Origin of the sequence: Chitinimonas prasina, assembly GCF_030160395.1 — a bacterium.
GTDB classification, from domain to species: domain Bacteria; phylum Pseudomonadota; class Gammaproteobacteria; order Burkholderiales; family Chitinimonadaceae; genus Chitinimonas; species Chitinimonas prasina.
This window is the reverse complement of sequence record NZ_BSOG01000001.1, coordinates 1,010,005-1,022,797: the sequence shown is the minus strand read 5'-3', so window position 1 is coordinate 1,022,797 and position 12,793 is coordinate 1,010,005. Positions and strand designations below refer to the sequence as shown.

General features: G+C 56.8%; 8 protein-coding genes and 2 pseudogenes. 1 reads left to right on the top strand and 9 read right to left on the bottom strand.

Annotation, left to right across the window (positions count from 1 at the left end):
• Nucleotides 1-55: 55 nt before the first annotated feature.
• The 4 genes and pseudogenes from QQK16_RS04845 to QQK16_RS04830 form a co-directional block, all read right to left on the bottom strand.
• Nucleotides 56-448, bottom strand: a complete 393-nt coding sequence (locus QQK16_RS04845; protein ID WP_284195295.1) for a hypothetical protein — start codon at nt 446-448, stop codon at nt 56-58.
• A gap of 100 nt (nt 449-548) precedes the next feature.
• Nucleotides 549-1,460: a S41 family peptidase gene (locus QQK16_RS04840; protein WP_284195294.1), complete on the bottom strand. Its 912-nt coding sequence runs from the start codon at nt 1,458-1,460 to the stop codon at nt 549-551.
• A gap of 62 nt (nt 1,461-1,522) precedes the next feature.
• Nucleotides 1,523-2,110, bottom strand: a complete 588-nt coding sequence (locus tag QQK16_RS04835) for a DJ-1/PfpI family protein (RefSeq protein WP_284195293.1) — start codon at nt 2,108-2,110, stop codon at nt 1,523-1,525.
• Between the two features lie 109 nt (nt 2,111-2,219).
• A pseudogene (locus QQK16_RS04830) lies at nt 2,220-2,423 on the bottom strand (transposase); the annotation flags it as partial.
• An 85-nt stretch (nt 2,424-2,508) separates the two neighbouring features.
• On the opposite strand from QQK16_RS04830, the pseudogene QQK16_RS04825 reads away from it, so the two are divergent.
• Nucleotides 2,509-2,960, top strand: a pseudogene (locus QQK16_RS04825) (transposase); the annotation flags it as partial.
• Nucleotides 2,961-3,361: 401 nt separating this feature from the next.
• Here the strand turns inward: QQK16_RS04825 and QQK16_RS04820 are convergent.
• The 5 genes from QQK16_RS04820 to glmU all read right to left on the bottom strand — a co-directional run bounded on the left by QQK16_RS04820 (nt 3,362) and on the right by glmU (nt 12,705).
• On the bottom strand, nt 3,362-5,308 hold the full coding sequence (locus QQK16_RS04820) for a UvrD-helicase domain-containing protein (protein ID WP_284195292.1): 1,947 nt from the start codon (nt 5,306-5,308) through the stop codon (nt 3,362-3,364).
• Nucleotides 5,301-7,613: an ATP-dependent nuclease gene (locus QQK16_RS04815; protein ID WP_284195291.1), complete on the bottom strand. Its 2,313-nt coding sequence runs from the start codon at nt 7,611-7,613 to the stop codon at nt 5,301-5,303. Before QQK16_RS04815 ends, QQK16_RS04820 begins: the two co-directional genes overlap by 8 nt.
• A 771-nt stretch (nt 7,614-8,384) precedes the next feature.
• The gene (glmS, locus tag QQK16_RS04810) at nt 8,385-10,208 is read right to left on the bottom strand and encodes a glutamine--fructose-6-phosphate transaminase (isomerizing) (RefSeq protein ID WP_284195290.1); all 1,824 of its coding nucleotides are present in this window, start codon (nt 10,206-10,208) and stop codon (nt 8,385-8,387) included.
• 165 nt (nt 10,209-10,373) lie between these two features.
• The gene (locus tag QQK16_RS04805) at nt 10,374-11,144 is read right to left on the bottom strand and encodes an alpha/beta hydrolase (protein ID WP_284195289.1); all 771 of its coding nucleotides are present in this window, start codon (nt 11,142-11,144) and stop codon (nt 10,374-10,376) included.
• A gap of 193 nt (nt 11,145-11,337) precedes the next feature.
• A complete protein-coding gene (gene glmU, locus QQK16_RS04800) occupies nt 11,338-12,705 on the bottom strand; it encodes a bifunctional UDP-N-acetylglucosamine diphosphorylase/glucosamine-1-phosphate N-acetyltransferase GlmU (protein WP_284195288.1) in 1,368 nt (455 codons plus the stop codon).
• Between the last annotated feature and the right edge of the window lie 88 nt (nt 12,706-12,793).

Below are 12,793 nucleotides of genomic sequence, written 5' to 3'. Positions count from 1 at the left end.
TTCTTGACGTGCAGCTGACGCTGCGAAGCTTTGGGCTGTCACGTTGACCGAAAGGCTAGCACGCAGCAAGGTAAGCAGAGAGGCGCTTAGCAACTGTTTTGGCACCAAAACAGCGAAAGCGAAACTCTCCTTCTCTGTGATATACGACAATAATACCTGTAACCCAGCCAAATTCACGATGTACAGATAGTATGTCTAGCATTGCGATGTGCACTGTTAAGGGGTGGGGGTTTATGGCTCTATTCATTGCATTTTCAGTAAAACATATACCGTTGCCGGTTATTTCCACAGACCCTCCCACCCATGCGCCACCGTGCTTTATTTTGTAGCGCTCAACGGCATCAATAGCAAAATCTCCAACGGCTGGAACTTCACTAAAAGAAGGTTTTATTTTGGTTGAGGTGCTAAATGCGTTAGCAAATTTTCGAATATGTAGCGTGCGTTCCATATGCGGTATTCTATATTGTGGAAGCTGGCTTGCGTGCAGGCCGCCGCAGGCGTGGAGAAAGCCCAAAGCAATACTTTGGGCTGTCACATCGGCCGAAAGGTTAGGCGCGGTTTTTTAAGTGCGAAATTGCGAGGTTATATGCCGTCGCTAATGCATCATTTGCGTCTGTCGGGATGTCTGGTTTAACGCCGGCTTTCTCCCAGTTCGAGTTGGTTATCGGATTAATTGGCCGAGCTTCGGGTAGCAGCAAACTAAAGTGCGGTGTTGGCCAGACAAACTGGCATGCGTGAGCACCGCCACCGGATGTTTCACCTATCACGGTTGCTCGACCTTTGGCCTGAAGGTCGTAAGCTAGCATTTCCGCGCCGGAAAAGGTGTAGTGCGCCATAAGGAGGTATACAGGCTTTTCCTCACCAAAGCGTTGTCCTGGAACCCAGTCTTGAGTATGGAACTGATCAATTTCGTGATTTTCTCTAAGGTGCAGTGCGCTCAAGCTGGTGCGTTTGTTGAATAGATAACTACAAAGCCAAGCTACCGTTGCAGGGTCCCCGCCGCAGCACTTTCTCAGGTCAATAATTAGGGCGTTGCTTTTAGATAGCAGTGTCATCGCTGCGGTAATGTACTCGGCAGCCCTGTTGTGCTCAATTAATTCACGAATATCAATGTAGCCAATGTTTTCTTCAAGAAATTCTATCTTGGCTATGCCAAAGCCTATTTGCTCAACATGAGTTTGTCGATCATTCTGTTCGCGGATTACATCGCCATCTGCTTCAGGTATGTGAGGCTCAGAGGAATAGCGAACGCGCAAATGTTCGTCGTTTGAAATAAGACGAAGGTCAGTTGTTATGGCGTTGGCTAATTCTTCATTTGAATCACATGTGCTGTAGCCACCTGTATTTAGCTTGGACTCCAGGAAAGAGCTGATCGACTGTGCTACGTCTGGAAAGACGTATCTTGCCGATACTTCGTTTTTTATGTTCGTTATTAGTTCATGCAAGTTTTCTGTGTTCATTTTTTTTAGGCTTGATGCAAGTTGATTGTGTGGAAAGTGCCTGAAAACCCTCGATGGACAGGTCAGGCTTCACCGTATGAGTAGCGCTGTGTCTGGATATACTGTTCAGCTTGCTCTCGCGAGAATACCCCAAGCGATACAGCAACAGTGGCGGCGAACTTCACTCTTGCCCAGTGCTGTGCCGTGATGAACGGTTCATCTACCACGATGTCGGCCCGTTCGAAAGCGACTCCATCGAAGATCGGGTCTGTGCACGCCAGAACCTCGGCAGTTGTGTGTTCGACAGTGTAACTGTGCGTAGCTCGCTTGCCGTGCAAAAGCCCGGATCGTGCGATGACCAAGACACCCGCGCAAATGCCAGCGAGTACCGCACCACGATCGTAAGCCGCGGCAATGCATGAGTTGGCACTACCCGGTTCAATTATGGAGTCTGGGTTCCCGCCAGGAATGACAACGCAGTCGACTGGAAAGTCCTTGGCTTGCGCAAAGGAGCCATCCGCGACAACGCGTGTTCCATTGGACGCATCGTGAACGGCGCCATCTGGTGTAAAGAACGAGATATCGCACTTAGGTGCGAGCACCTCGAGCAAGGGGGCGATCTCCAGGAAGATGCATCCCGGGTACAGGAGGACGGTGACGCTACGGCGCATAACAGGTATTCAACGGACGAACAGGTCGGTGCATAGATAATATGACAGCTGGACGATATTGAGACGGCGGTTTCAAAACGCCAATGCAACTGTCAAGGGGTTAATAAATTCAATTGGTTAGCTCCATAACCTCGCGCGGCGCTTTCCAGTTCAGGCACTTGCGTGGGCGGCAGTTTATCAGTTTCTCCACCCAGGCAATCTCATCAGCCCCAATCTCGCCGAAGTTCGTCCCCTTGGGGAAGAATTCCCGAATCAGCCCATTCATGTTTTCATTCGTGCCACGCTGCCACGACGCATAGGGTCGGGCAAAGTACCACGTCAGTTCCAAGCCTTCGACGTCCACCCGGATTTGAGTAGCACCACGATTTGGAGTCCAATCCCATCGAAGGAGATTGGACATGAAGAAGCGCTTCACTGAAGAACAGATCATCGGCTTTCTACGCGAGGCGGAAGCCGGTGTGCAGGTCAAGGAATTGTGTCGGCTGCACGGCTTCTCCGAAGCCAGCTTTTACCGGTGGCGCAGCAAGTTCGGCGGGATGAATGTGTCCGACGCCAAGCGGCTCAAAGAGCTCGAAGCCGAGAATGCCCGCCTCAAACGCATGCTGGCCAACTCGATGCTTGAGAACGAGGTCATCAAGGAAGCGCTGCAAAAAAAGTGGTGACCGCACCAGTGCGACGTGAGCTGGTGCGGTTCCTAGCTGGGCGTGGGCTGAGCGAACGCCAAGCGCTGCGGGTCGTTCGGATGAGCGCAAGTGCCTTCCGCTATCGCGCCAGGCCAGACGGTAATATCGCGTTGCGCGAACGGATCGTCGAGCTAGCTGAGCGCCATCGGCGCTACGGTGCTGGCATGCAACGGTGGGGTCAGGTCTTGTATTTTGCATCATCAAAACAGCCTTGGAATGCAACGACGTCCCCCCAGATTCAGTAACACTCGGCTTTAGAGTCCGGGTTCAATGTAGCTGATTTCCCGGCAAGTTGAAGAGCCGAAGTGCGGGCGCCGTTAGTTGTTGACCGCTATTCCGGCGGACGCTGGTCGCTGTGCTGGCGACGACTGATCTTTGATAAGCGGGCACAGCATTGCCCTGCGCCGACTTGCTGCCCGCGATCTGGAGTGGAATCCCGTGCTTGGAACGTCCGTGACTGTTACTCGGACTGAACAGACGTTTGTCCCGTGCGGGGTCAAAGGCTGCAATCCACTAGGTACCTGTCGGTCGTGTATGCGCTTGCATCAGCATCCGCGGGATGAACGATTCATCCTGCCTCAAAGACGGCTTGACTATGGATGGAGTCGCCTTCAAAAAGATCAAGCTGGCGCATATGTGTCTCAGCCTGTTCGGGATCAGCGGTGAAGAGGACGACTGCCAAGTCTTTTAGCGCCCTTGTGCAGCTCACGTAGAAAAGACGGCGTGTTCGATCGACAGTCGTTTCTTCGCCTGCTTCGATGTGTTTCCGGTCGGTATCCGAAAGCGCTTTGAGACCCAGGTATTTTTCATAGGAAAACTGGAAATGGGTACTCTCTGCATCGTCTAGCACGACGAGCACCCTATCGAATTCAGCCCCCTTGATGCCTTGCTGAGTCCCAAAAGGTGAGCGCTCCGAAATGTAGGTCTGGTACGCCAGAAGCTGTGTAGCCGGACACGCCAGAAAAGCATCCATCGAGGCCATTTCCTTATCGGACTCATCGTCTTCCTGGTCGTCGTCATTATCTTCTCCTTCTGCAGGCGGGGCAGGCGGAGCTGCTTCCGGGTCCAAGTAAGATGCTAGCCGGGGATCAAGGATTAGTAATCCTGCGGCATACACTTGCTTCAAAAGATCGCCAATCGTTACGTTGGAATTCCCGGCTATGCCTTCTGCAATTGAGGCAACAAGCTCTCTGAGTGCTTTAAGCCGTTCTGCGACGTTCGCCCCGGCCAGAGTGTCTCTTTCAAGAAGGGGCGAATACTCCCGGATCAGCCGCATCACTTCGAGCTGCCGCCCCTCTGTATGGGCAACTGCTACTGGAATCAGAAATTTCACACACGGTGAAAGGGGCCATGCAGAGCCATCCAGAAAACCGTCTTTGAATGCTGTCGGCGCTTTGGAGTTGAGCGCCGAGTAAAGCTCTCCGAACCCTAAGCGTTTCGCGGCCATCTGGTGAACAATGACAAGAAGCTTGACCTGCTCTTGGTCATCATCACCGAGTCGCCAGCGATTATCACCAGTTCGAGCCGCCATCCAGTCGCGCACTCTAGCCAAGTTTGCATCTCGCGTATCGTCCGCAGGCAAGACGAAAAGGTGGGCCGAACCTTCAGGAGTTGGCATGATGCCCTCGGGGCCTAGGCGTTGGCCAGGAACCTGAACGAGGTCATCACCATCGCGACGAATAGCATTTGCAAGATTCAAGACCTTATTTGAACACCTAAAATTCTCCGGCTTCGGAATGTCGGCCCAATTAGGTGCTGCTTCAACCAAACCAGTCCCCGTGGCATAAATGCGTTGCATCGGGTCGCCGAAGAAGCCAAGGCAAAGTGTCACGCCGGGCTCGCGCTCAACGGTCTTCAGTGCCTCTATGACTTCTGTGGTCGTGTCCTGACTCTCGTCCACAAATACGAAAGGAAATTGGCGTGCGAGAAGGGTTCGAAAGAGAGGACGCTCAGCGATGAGGTAGGGCACAAGCCTCAAAATGTCATCGTGCCCCAGAATTCCTTTTACGTAGTCGCTACCCGTTCCGTATCGGAAGCCTTTGACTGCAGCAATCCGCCCCGACTGCCTGTGGAGACGCTCCAGGTCTCGGGTGTCCTTGTCCTTTGTGCGCTGTTGAACCCTGGGGCCATAGCTTGCCTGTTTCTGTTCAAGCGTCTCAATTTTCTCTGCGATACGCGCAGAGACCCAGACGCGGATGTCGTTCTGAAACGGTTTGGCTAGCAGCCACATGAAGCTGTGAATCGTCGAAACGTGAACCAGCGGATCACTGCCGACATCCCTCCATATCTCTCCGGCTGCGATCTCCGTGTAAGTAATGCAGGCGATGCGCTGACGGGCTTTCTTCAGTTTCTCCCCATGCATTCGGATGGCCGATGACAACCCCTTAATGAGAGAGGTGGTTTTTCCAGAACCGGCACCGGCCTTCATTATGAAGCTGCGCGGTGGAACGTTCCCAAGACAGTTTCGCAGGTCGATGTCTGCCTGGGTGTCCGGCTTATTTGCCCGGCTACTCATGCTCGGCCCCTATCGCGCCAGCTTCTGCGGCAAGAACGGCGTCGGGCAGTACGGTCTCAAGTTCGATCCGTACTTCGTCCTTTAGCCAAACCAGTCCGTCACGGATGTATGCCGGGACATGCCACGCATCCTCGTTTTCAGTTAGTACAGCGAGCGCGAATTTCGTCTTATCGAAATTTTTCCGCGAAACCTTCTGATGGAGGCATTTGGCAAGCGCTCCGGGATCGGCGGCTTCCCCCTTCACAATCAGCCCAAGAGGCTTCCTTGCCGCGGCTTGAGACCACTCTGGATTTTCGAGGCCAAAATCCTCCTCAAGCGTGCGCCCGCAAAGGTTTTCAGTGGAGCCGTTCCAAGTGACGGCCCGTTCGATCTGATAGGCGACGCGAACCTTTGCGCCGTCTACAAGCTCTTGAGTTTTGTCGGCTCCCGAGGCATTGCGCAAGTCTTCGATTGTTAGCTTGCCAGGAAGCCACTTTATAAGGGTTTGATTCGAGGTCGCGGCGCCTGGCTCATTGGGCAAACAAGCTTTACCGTATTTTTTCTTGAGTGGAGCAGCCACCGGCTCACCAACCGGATTCTGTCCAGCATCCTGATCCTGCACAGCGTTGCCTTCCACTTCATCGGCAGGAACCTCAAACTCCTCGACTTCCTCATCATCGACTGCATCGCCAGCATCAGGAGCCACGAGGGCGACGCTATCAATATCGGTAACGATTAGTGTCGTTAGACCGAGAAACTCTATGAGCGATTGGAAACGATGACCAAAGGCCCCTCCGACCTCCAAAATACATAGACAAGCTGATCGGAGAGTTTTCGCCACCTTCCGGATCATTATGGGCAGGAGCAATCTTTCAACATTGCCTTCAACAAGGATAGCGGCATCTGCGAAGAAGAGGTCGCAGTGCGTCAGCTTCAAATACCTTTCTAGAAAATCCCGGTCATCTGGCTGGGCTTGGTAGAAGGCAGATAGGTTTAGAACCTCGGTCAACTGTTCATTGCCAACTTTCTTCCGGCGGAAGTAGCGGATTGGCTTGAATCCTCGTTCGTAAAGAATGTGCGGCGAGTGGGTCGTTATGACCATTTGACTACCAAAAATACTTCCGTCGTCGCCTTCTATGTTCAGAAGCTCAAGCACATTCCGGATAAATACCTGCTGGAGTTGGGCGTGCAGATGGGCCTCTGGTTCCTCCACGAAAATCAGGTGCAATGGAGGGCGATTGTCCATCGTCACCCATCTCGCTTGGGCGTCCAAGATCTCCACGACCATATAGATCAAATTCTTGAACCCAAGTCCGTTGTAACTGTCGGGAAGTGTGGCAATGTCTTCGCCATCTCCGATCTGATAGTGGACACGCGCGTCCTGGCTCATGACGTGGGCGGGGTCTAGCGCCGACATAATTTTCAATCGCGGGTTGTTAATGCCCGGATAACCCAGCTTCGCGAGCCGATCAAGCATCGGCTTGAATACGCCATCTAGGTGAATGTTGAGCGCTTGCTCGGAGTCGAACAACGCCTTGAGAGCTGTGTGATCGTCTTGCCTTTGATTAAGGTTGCGCTTGTAGAAGCGGCTCAAACGCTTTGATAGGTCTTCCGATCTCCCGCCGGCTTCCGGACTGGGGTCGGCCAGGTGTCGTTGAGCCCCCAAACTGTCGATATGGATAAGTGATTTCAGGATTGTTCCGCCGCCCGGCTCCCCACCTAACTCTTCGGGAACATAGTCCCCGATCTCACGGAAATTTTCATCAAATTGGGTGCGATCCAAGATGAAGTAGCGCAGCTCATATTCGCTCTTAAGTTCGCGCTGAAGGTAGTCTGTCAGGGAGCGAGGCCAAGGAACATATTGTGACCCTGGCGGCAGTTCCGCGGCTTGCTCTGCAACTTTAGCCTTGGCTTCTTGGTAATTTTGAATGAGGTTAGTGGAATTTCGTGCAGCCAGCGAAACCCGTATGCCGACTTTAGTTCCTTCCCATGCTGTACTCGGAAGCAAGGGAATCACTAGATAGAGGTCTGGCGCAGCAACTTCGAACCAGAGATCAAGCTCTATGCTTGGAAGTGAGAAACCATCGGGATCTGGGTCGGCCAGGTTGATGCCTCCAGCTTCATCGAAGGCCTTCCAACAAGAAGAACTGAAATCATAAAGACTGAAACGATCCCTTCCACCTGTGACAAACGCATGGATGGCCTGAGTTGCCGACGTTTTTCCGCTGTTATTCGATCCCACAAATATTGATATGTCGTCAGCTAGCTCTATATGAGCGTCCTTCAGTCGTCGAAAATTCCTGAGACGATACGAGTGAAGATGCACGAATCCCTCCGCTGTCTTTATGACTTCTAGGAGGCTGTATTCGCTAATTGATGACAAAGCGTTGTTGTCTTTTCAGAGTCATCACCACGCCTTAGCCGAAAGCAGCCATTCATACAAGCAAATAGTAAGCGAAACGCGTTACCACGTCTCCGCTTCGCGGACCGCGCTGTTTCAGGTTCGCTGCTCGCTCATCCCTGACGGGACCGGCAAGTGCCGGTCTTCCACGTTCCTGACGCCTCCAGCACCGTGGGCCTGTGCTGTGCGCTGCGCTTGCTCATCCGTCATCTCTGCGGATGTGGTGTGGGCGGTCTTGCTGTTCCCTTCACCGTATCACGGCGTTCTCGCCATCAGGGGCTGAGCGCGCTTCACGCGCTTGCGCCCTAGCGGTAGTTGCTGCCCCCTTGGCTGCTTGCGCTGCACTGGAGCTGGTTCATGCAATTCCGCCCACTAAATTACAGTCCCGACTATTCCCGTCGAGACCAACGCCCAGTTAGCTTTCCATTGCGTACCGAGTAGGCCGGCTCCTTCAAGGTCGGCTTTGGCCGAGAAGCGGCCGCGGCCACAACCAGCCGCGCACGGCAAGAGCGCCCAGCGACAGCGGATCCAGGGGGATGGGCCTAGTTTAAACGAGACGGCAACTGACGGCCCGCGAAGGGAAGTAGCCAGCCTTTCGGGGCTGGCTGTCTCAGACTTTAATGTAACGTCTCCGACTTTAATGTCATGTCTCAGACATTAATGGCGAAGAACACGACAGTAATTCCATACTCACAGCTACTCCACCGTCACCGATTTCGCCAAATTCCTCGGTTTATCCACGTCCGTCCCCTTAGCCAGTGCCGTATGGTAGGCCAGTAGCTGCACCGGGATGGCGTGCAGAATGGGGGAGAGGACGCCGACGTGGCGGGGGGTGCGGATGACGTGGACGCCGTCGGATTCGCCGAAGTGGCTATCCAGGTCGGCGAAGACGAACAGTTCGCCGCCACGGGCGCGGACTTCCTGCATATTGGATTTCACTTTCTCCAGCAGGCTGTCGTTGGGGGCAATCACCACCACGGGCATGGCTTCGTCCACCAGGGCGAGGGGGCCGTGCTTGAGTTCGCCGGCGGCGTAGGCCTCGGCGTGGATGTAGGTGATTTCCTTGAGCTTGAGCGCGCCTTCCATGGCGATGGGGTAGTGCACGCCACGGCCCAGGTAGAGGGCGTGGTGTTTGGGCGAGAAGCGGTCGGCCCAGGGTTTGATCTGGGGTTCGAGGTTGAGGGCGTGCTGTACGCTGCCGGGTAGCTGGCGCAGGGCATCCAGGTGGTGGGCTTCGCTGTCGCTGTTGAGTTTGCCGCCCAGCTTGGCCAGGGTGGCGGCCAGGGTGAACAGGGCGACCAGCTGGGTGGTGAAAGCCTTGGTGGAGGCCACGCCGATCTCGGCGCCGGCGCGGGTGTAGAACACCAGGCGGCTGGCGCGGGGGATGGCGGATTCTCGCACGTTGCAGATGGACAGGCTGAGATCGTGGCCCAAGGATTGGGCGTATTTCAGCGCTTCCATGGTGTCCAGCGTCTCACCCGATTGCGAGATGGTGACAATCAGGTACTTGGGGTTGGCCACGGCTTCGCGGTAGCGGTATTCGCTGGCGATTTCGACCGTGCAGGGCAGCTTGGCGATGCTTTCTATCCAGTACTTGGCGACCGAGCCGGCATAGAAGCTGGTGCCGCAGGCCAGGATCTGCACGCCTTCAACCTGGCGCAGCAGCTCGCCATCGGCATCGCCGAACAGGGTGGGGCTGAAGCCTTCTTCCAGCACCTGTTCTATGGTGTCGGCCAGGGCCTTGGGCTGCTCGTGGATTTCCTTCTGCATGAAGTGGTTGTACGGGCCCAGCTCCAGCGAAGCCAGCGAGACATCAGAGAGGTGTACCGTGCGCTCGGCGGGGGCGCCGGTCTTGTCGAGTATCTTGACACCGCTGGTGGTGAGGGCGGCCACGTCGCCTTCTTCCAGGAAGATGACGCGACGGGTGGCGGACAACACGGCCGAGACATCGGAGGCGATGAAGTTCTCGGTCTCACCCAGGCCGATCAACAGCGGGCAGCCCATGCGGGCGCAGACCAGCAGGTCGGGCTGGCTTTGCGACATCACGCCGATGGCGTAGGCGCCATGTAGTTCACGCACGGCTTGTTGCACGGCGACGAACAGCTCGCCAGTCTGCTTCAGGTAGTGCTCGATCAGGTGGGCGATGACCTCGGTATCGGTCTGCGATTCGAACACATAGCCTAGCGCCTTGAGGCGTTCGCGCTGCTCGTCGTGGTTCTCGATGATGCCGTTGTGCACAACGGCCACGCCGCCGGAGATATGCGGGTGGGCATTGGGTTCGGTCACGCCGCCATGGGTGGCCCAGCGGGTGTGGCCTATGCCCAACTTGCCGTGCGTGCCTTGGGCCTGTGCGGCGGATTCCATCTCGGCCACGCGACCCACGCGGCGCACGCGCTCTATGCCGCCGTTGAGCACGGCGATGCCAGAGGAGTCGTAACCCCGGTACTCCAGCCGCTTCAGGCCGTCGATCAAATGGGCTACTACATCACGCTGCGCTATTGCGCCGACTATGCCGCACATAAGGTATTTCTCCGTGTGTTGGGTTGCTGCACTTGGGTCAGTGCCTGAGTCCGCCAGGGGGCGGGTCCAGCGGGTGACTAGAAGTCTAGGCAAAGTCGCGCATGATGGGAGTATGTTTTCGTCATTGCAAGATGCAAAATGAAAATGACAATGGCATTATCAGTGTCAGGGCGGCATCCTTTCACGTATCCAGGCCACGCCCAGCTCGGCCAGTTGTGGCAGGTGATCGGCAAAGCTGTGGCGTGCGCCTTCGATCACCGCGTGGCGGGAGCCGGTGGGCAGCAGATGCAGGCCTTCGCGGTTGCCGGCCAGCAGGGCACATTCCTCGGCATCGTCGGGGTGGTTGCCGTTGACGATGAGCACGGGGCAGGGCAGGTCGTGCAGCAGCGCTGCCTGTTCGAACTCGGCGAAGTCACGCAGCATCTGGGCTTCGATCACCTGGGTCTGGCGGTTGCAGCCCGGGGCGGCTTCGACCGTCATGCGGCCATTGGCGGCCAGTTCTGCCAGTTCTTCGGCGCTGTAGTAGTCGGGCCAGTGGTAGTGCATGGGGGTGGTGCCCGCGCCAGATAGCACCATGGTAGTGACCCATAACGGTTTCGCCATCAGGCATAGCCGCGCGCCCAGGCTGTGGCCCCACAGGGCAATGCGCTGGTAGCCCATGGCCCTGGCCTGGTCCACGGCGGCGTGGACATCCTGCGCCAGCTTGTCGGCACGCAGGCTGTCGTCGTCGCTATCGCCGCAACCGGCAAAATCAAAGGCCAGGGCTGCATAACCGTGCTGGTTGAGCTGCGCGGCAATATAGGGGAAGCGACCAGCCCAGCGCTTGTGACTGGTGTAGCCGTGGGCCATGACTACCACGGTGTCGGTCTGGGCCGGGTAATGGTCGGCCACCAGGCGTATGCCGCGACGGTTGGGGAAAGTGACTTGTTCGGTCATGCCTTATTCCATGGGGATGTGCATTAGTAGCCTGGCCAATAAAAACGGCCGCTCTGGGAGCGGCCGCGTGATGAGGGGTAGAGATGCGCGCGTGCGACCGCTAGGCGGGAGGGGCCGAGGGGCTAGGGTGCTGGCACGGATGGCACATGGTCTGGTTCATGGGTTTATCTTGCCTTTGCAAGCGTGGCCTTGTCTATTTGTTCTTGCTTGGCCGTTTCCAGCCCGGCAGGGATTTCTGCCCCCGTGCACGGCAGATGGTCAGGGCGTCGGCGGGGGCGTCCAGGGTGATGGTGGAGCCGGCGGCGATATAGGCACGCTCGGCGATGGTGACCGGTGCGACCAACTGGCTGTCGGTGCCAATAAAGGCATCGTCGCCTATGGTGGTGACGAATTTGTTGGCGCCATCGTAGTTGCAGGTAATGACACCGGCCGAGACATTGACCCGCTCACCGATGACGGCATCGCCCAGGTAGGCCAGGTGCCCGGCCTTGGTGCCATTGCCCAGCCTGGCCTTCTTGAGTTCCACGAAGTTGCCTATATGCACCTTTTCGCCCAGCACCGAATCGGGCCGGATGCGGGCAAAGGGGCCTATGTCCGAGCCAGCGCCGACCGTGCTGTCTTCGATCACCGTATTGGCCTTGACGATGACGCCATCCCCCAGGGTGACGTTCTTGAGATAGACATTGGGGCCGAGTTTGACGCCATCACCCAGGCGTATCTGCCCTTCCAGCACGACGTTGATATCGATTTCCACATCCTGGCCGTGGCTGACGGTGCCACGCAGGTCGAAACGGGCCGGATCGATCAGGGTGACGCCGGCGGCCAACAGCTTGTCGGCCTGCTGCCTTTGGTAAACCCGCTCCAGTTCGGCCAGTTGGCGCTTGTCATTGACGCCGGCGGCCTCCCAGGCGTCGGCCGCAACCAGGCCTGCGACTTCCACGCCATTGGCCACGGCCATGGCGATAACATCAGTCAGGTAATACTCGCCCTGGGCATTGGCGTTCTTGAGCTGCGGCAGCCACTCGCGCAGGCGGGCCAGCGGCGCGGCGATAAAGCCGGTGTTGATTTCACGGATGGCCAGCTGGGCTGGGCTGGCATCTTTCTGCTCGACGATGCTGACCACCTGGCCGGCCTCGTTGCGAACAATGCGGCCATAGCCGCTGGGGTTGTCCATGATAGCGGTGAGCACGGCCAGTTTGTCGCTACCCGCTGCGGCCAGCAGGCCTTGCAGGGTGGCCGGCGTGATCAGTGGGCAGTCACCATACAGAATCAGCGCCACGCCCTCGCTGCACTCTGGCAGCGCCTGGGCCACTGCATGGCCGGTCCCCAGCTGCTGGGCCTGGTGCGCCCAGCGCACATCAACCTGGCCCTGAAAGGCCGCCTGCACCTGCTCGCCACCATGGCCATAGACCACCACCAGGCGCTCGGCCGCCAAGGCCCTGCCGGCATCCAGCACATGGCCCAGCATGGGTTTGCCGGCCAAGGGTTGCAATACCTTGGGCAGCTTGGAGTTCATGCGCTTGCCTTGGCCAGCAGCGAGGATGATGACATTGAGGGACATGGTGAGCGGTCCGGCGATGGATGGGAGGGGAGATTATCGCGGGCTTGGGGGGAAAGCGGAATCCCCGCTGCTGCGATAGGCACGCGGT

Excerpts from the sequence above, each read along its gene's own strand:
- QQK16_RS04845 (WP_284195295.1), bottom strand. The coding sequence starts at position 448 with ATGGAACGCACGCTACATATTCGAAAATTTGCTAACGCATTTAGCACC.
- QQK16_RS04840 (WP_284195294.1), bottom strand. The coding sequence starts at position 1,460 with ATGAACACAGAAAACTTGCATGAACTAATAACGAACATAAAAAACGAA.
- QQK16_RS04835 (WP_284195293.1), bottom strand. The coding sequence starts at position 2,110 with ATGCGCCGTAGCGTCACCGTCCTCCTGTACCCGGGATGCATCTTCCTG.
- QQK16_RS04820 (WP_284195292.1), bottom strand. The coding sequence starts at position 5,308 with ATGAGTAGCCGGGCAAATAAGCCGGACACCCAGGCAGACATCGACCTG.
- glmS (WP_284195290.1), bottom strand. The coding sequence starts at position 10,208 with ATGTGCGGCATAGTCGGCGCAATAGCGCAGCGTGATGTAGTAGCCCAT.
- QQK16_RS04805 (WP_284195289.1), bottom strand. The coding sequence starts at position 11,144 with ATGACCGAACAAGTCACTTTCCCCAACCGTCGCGGCATACGCCTGGTG.
- glmU (WP_284195288.1), bottom strand. The coding sequence starts at position 12,705 with ATGTCCCTCAATGTCATCATCCTCGCTGCTGGCCAAGGCAAGCGCATG.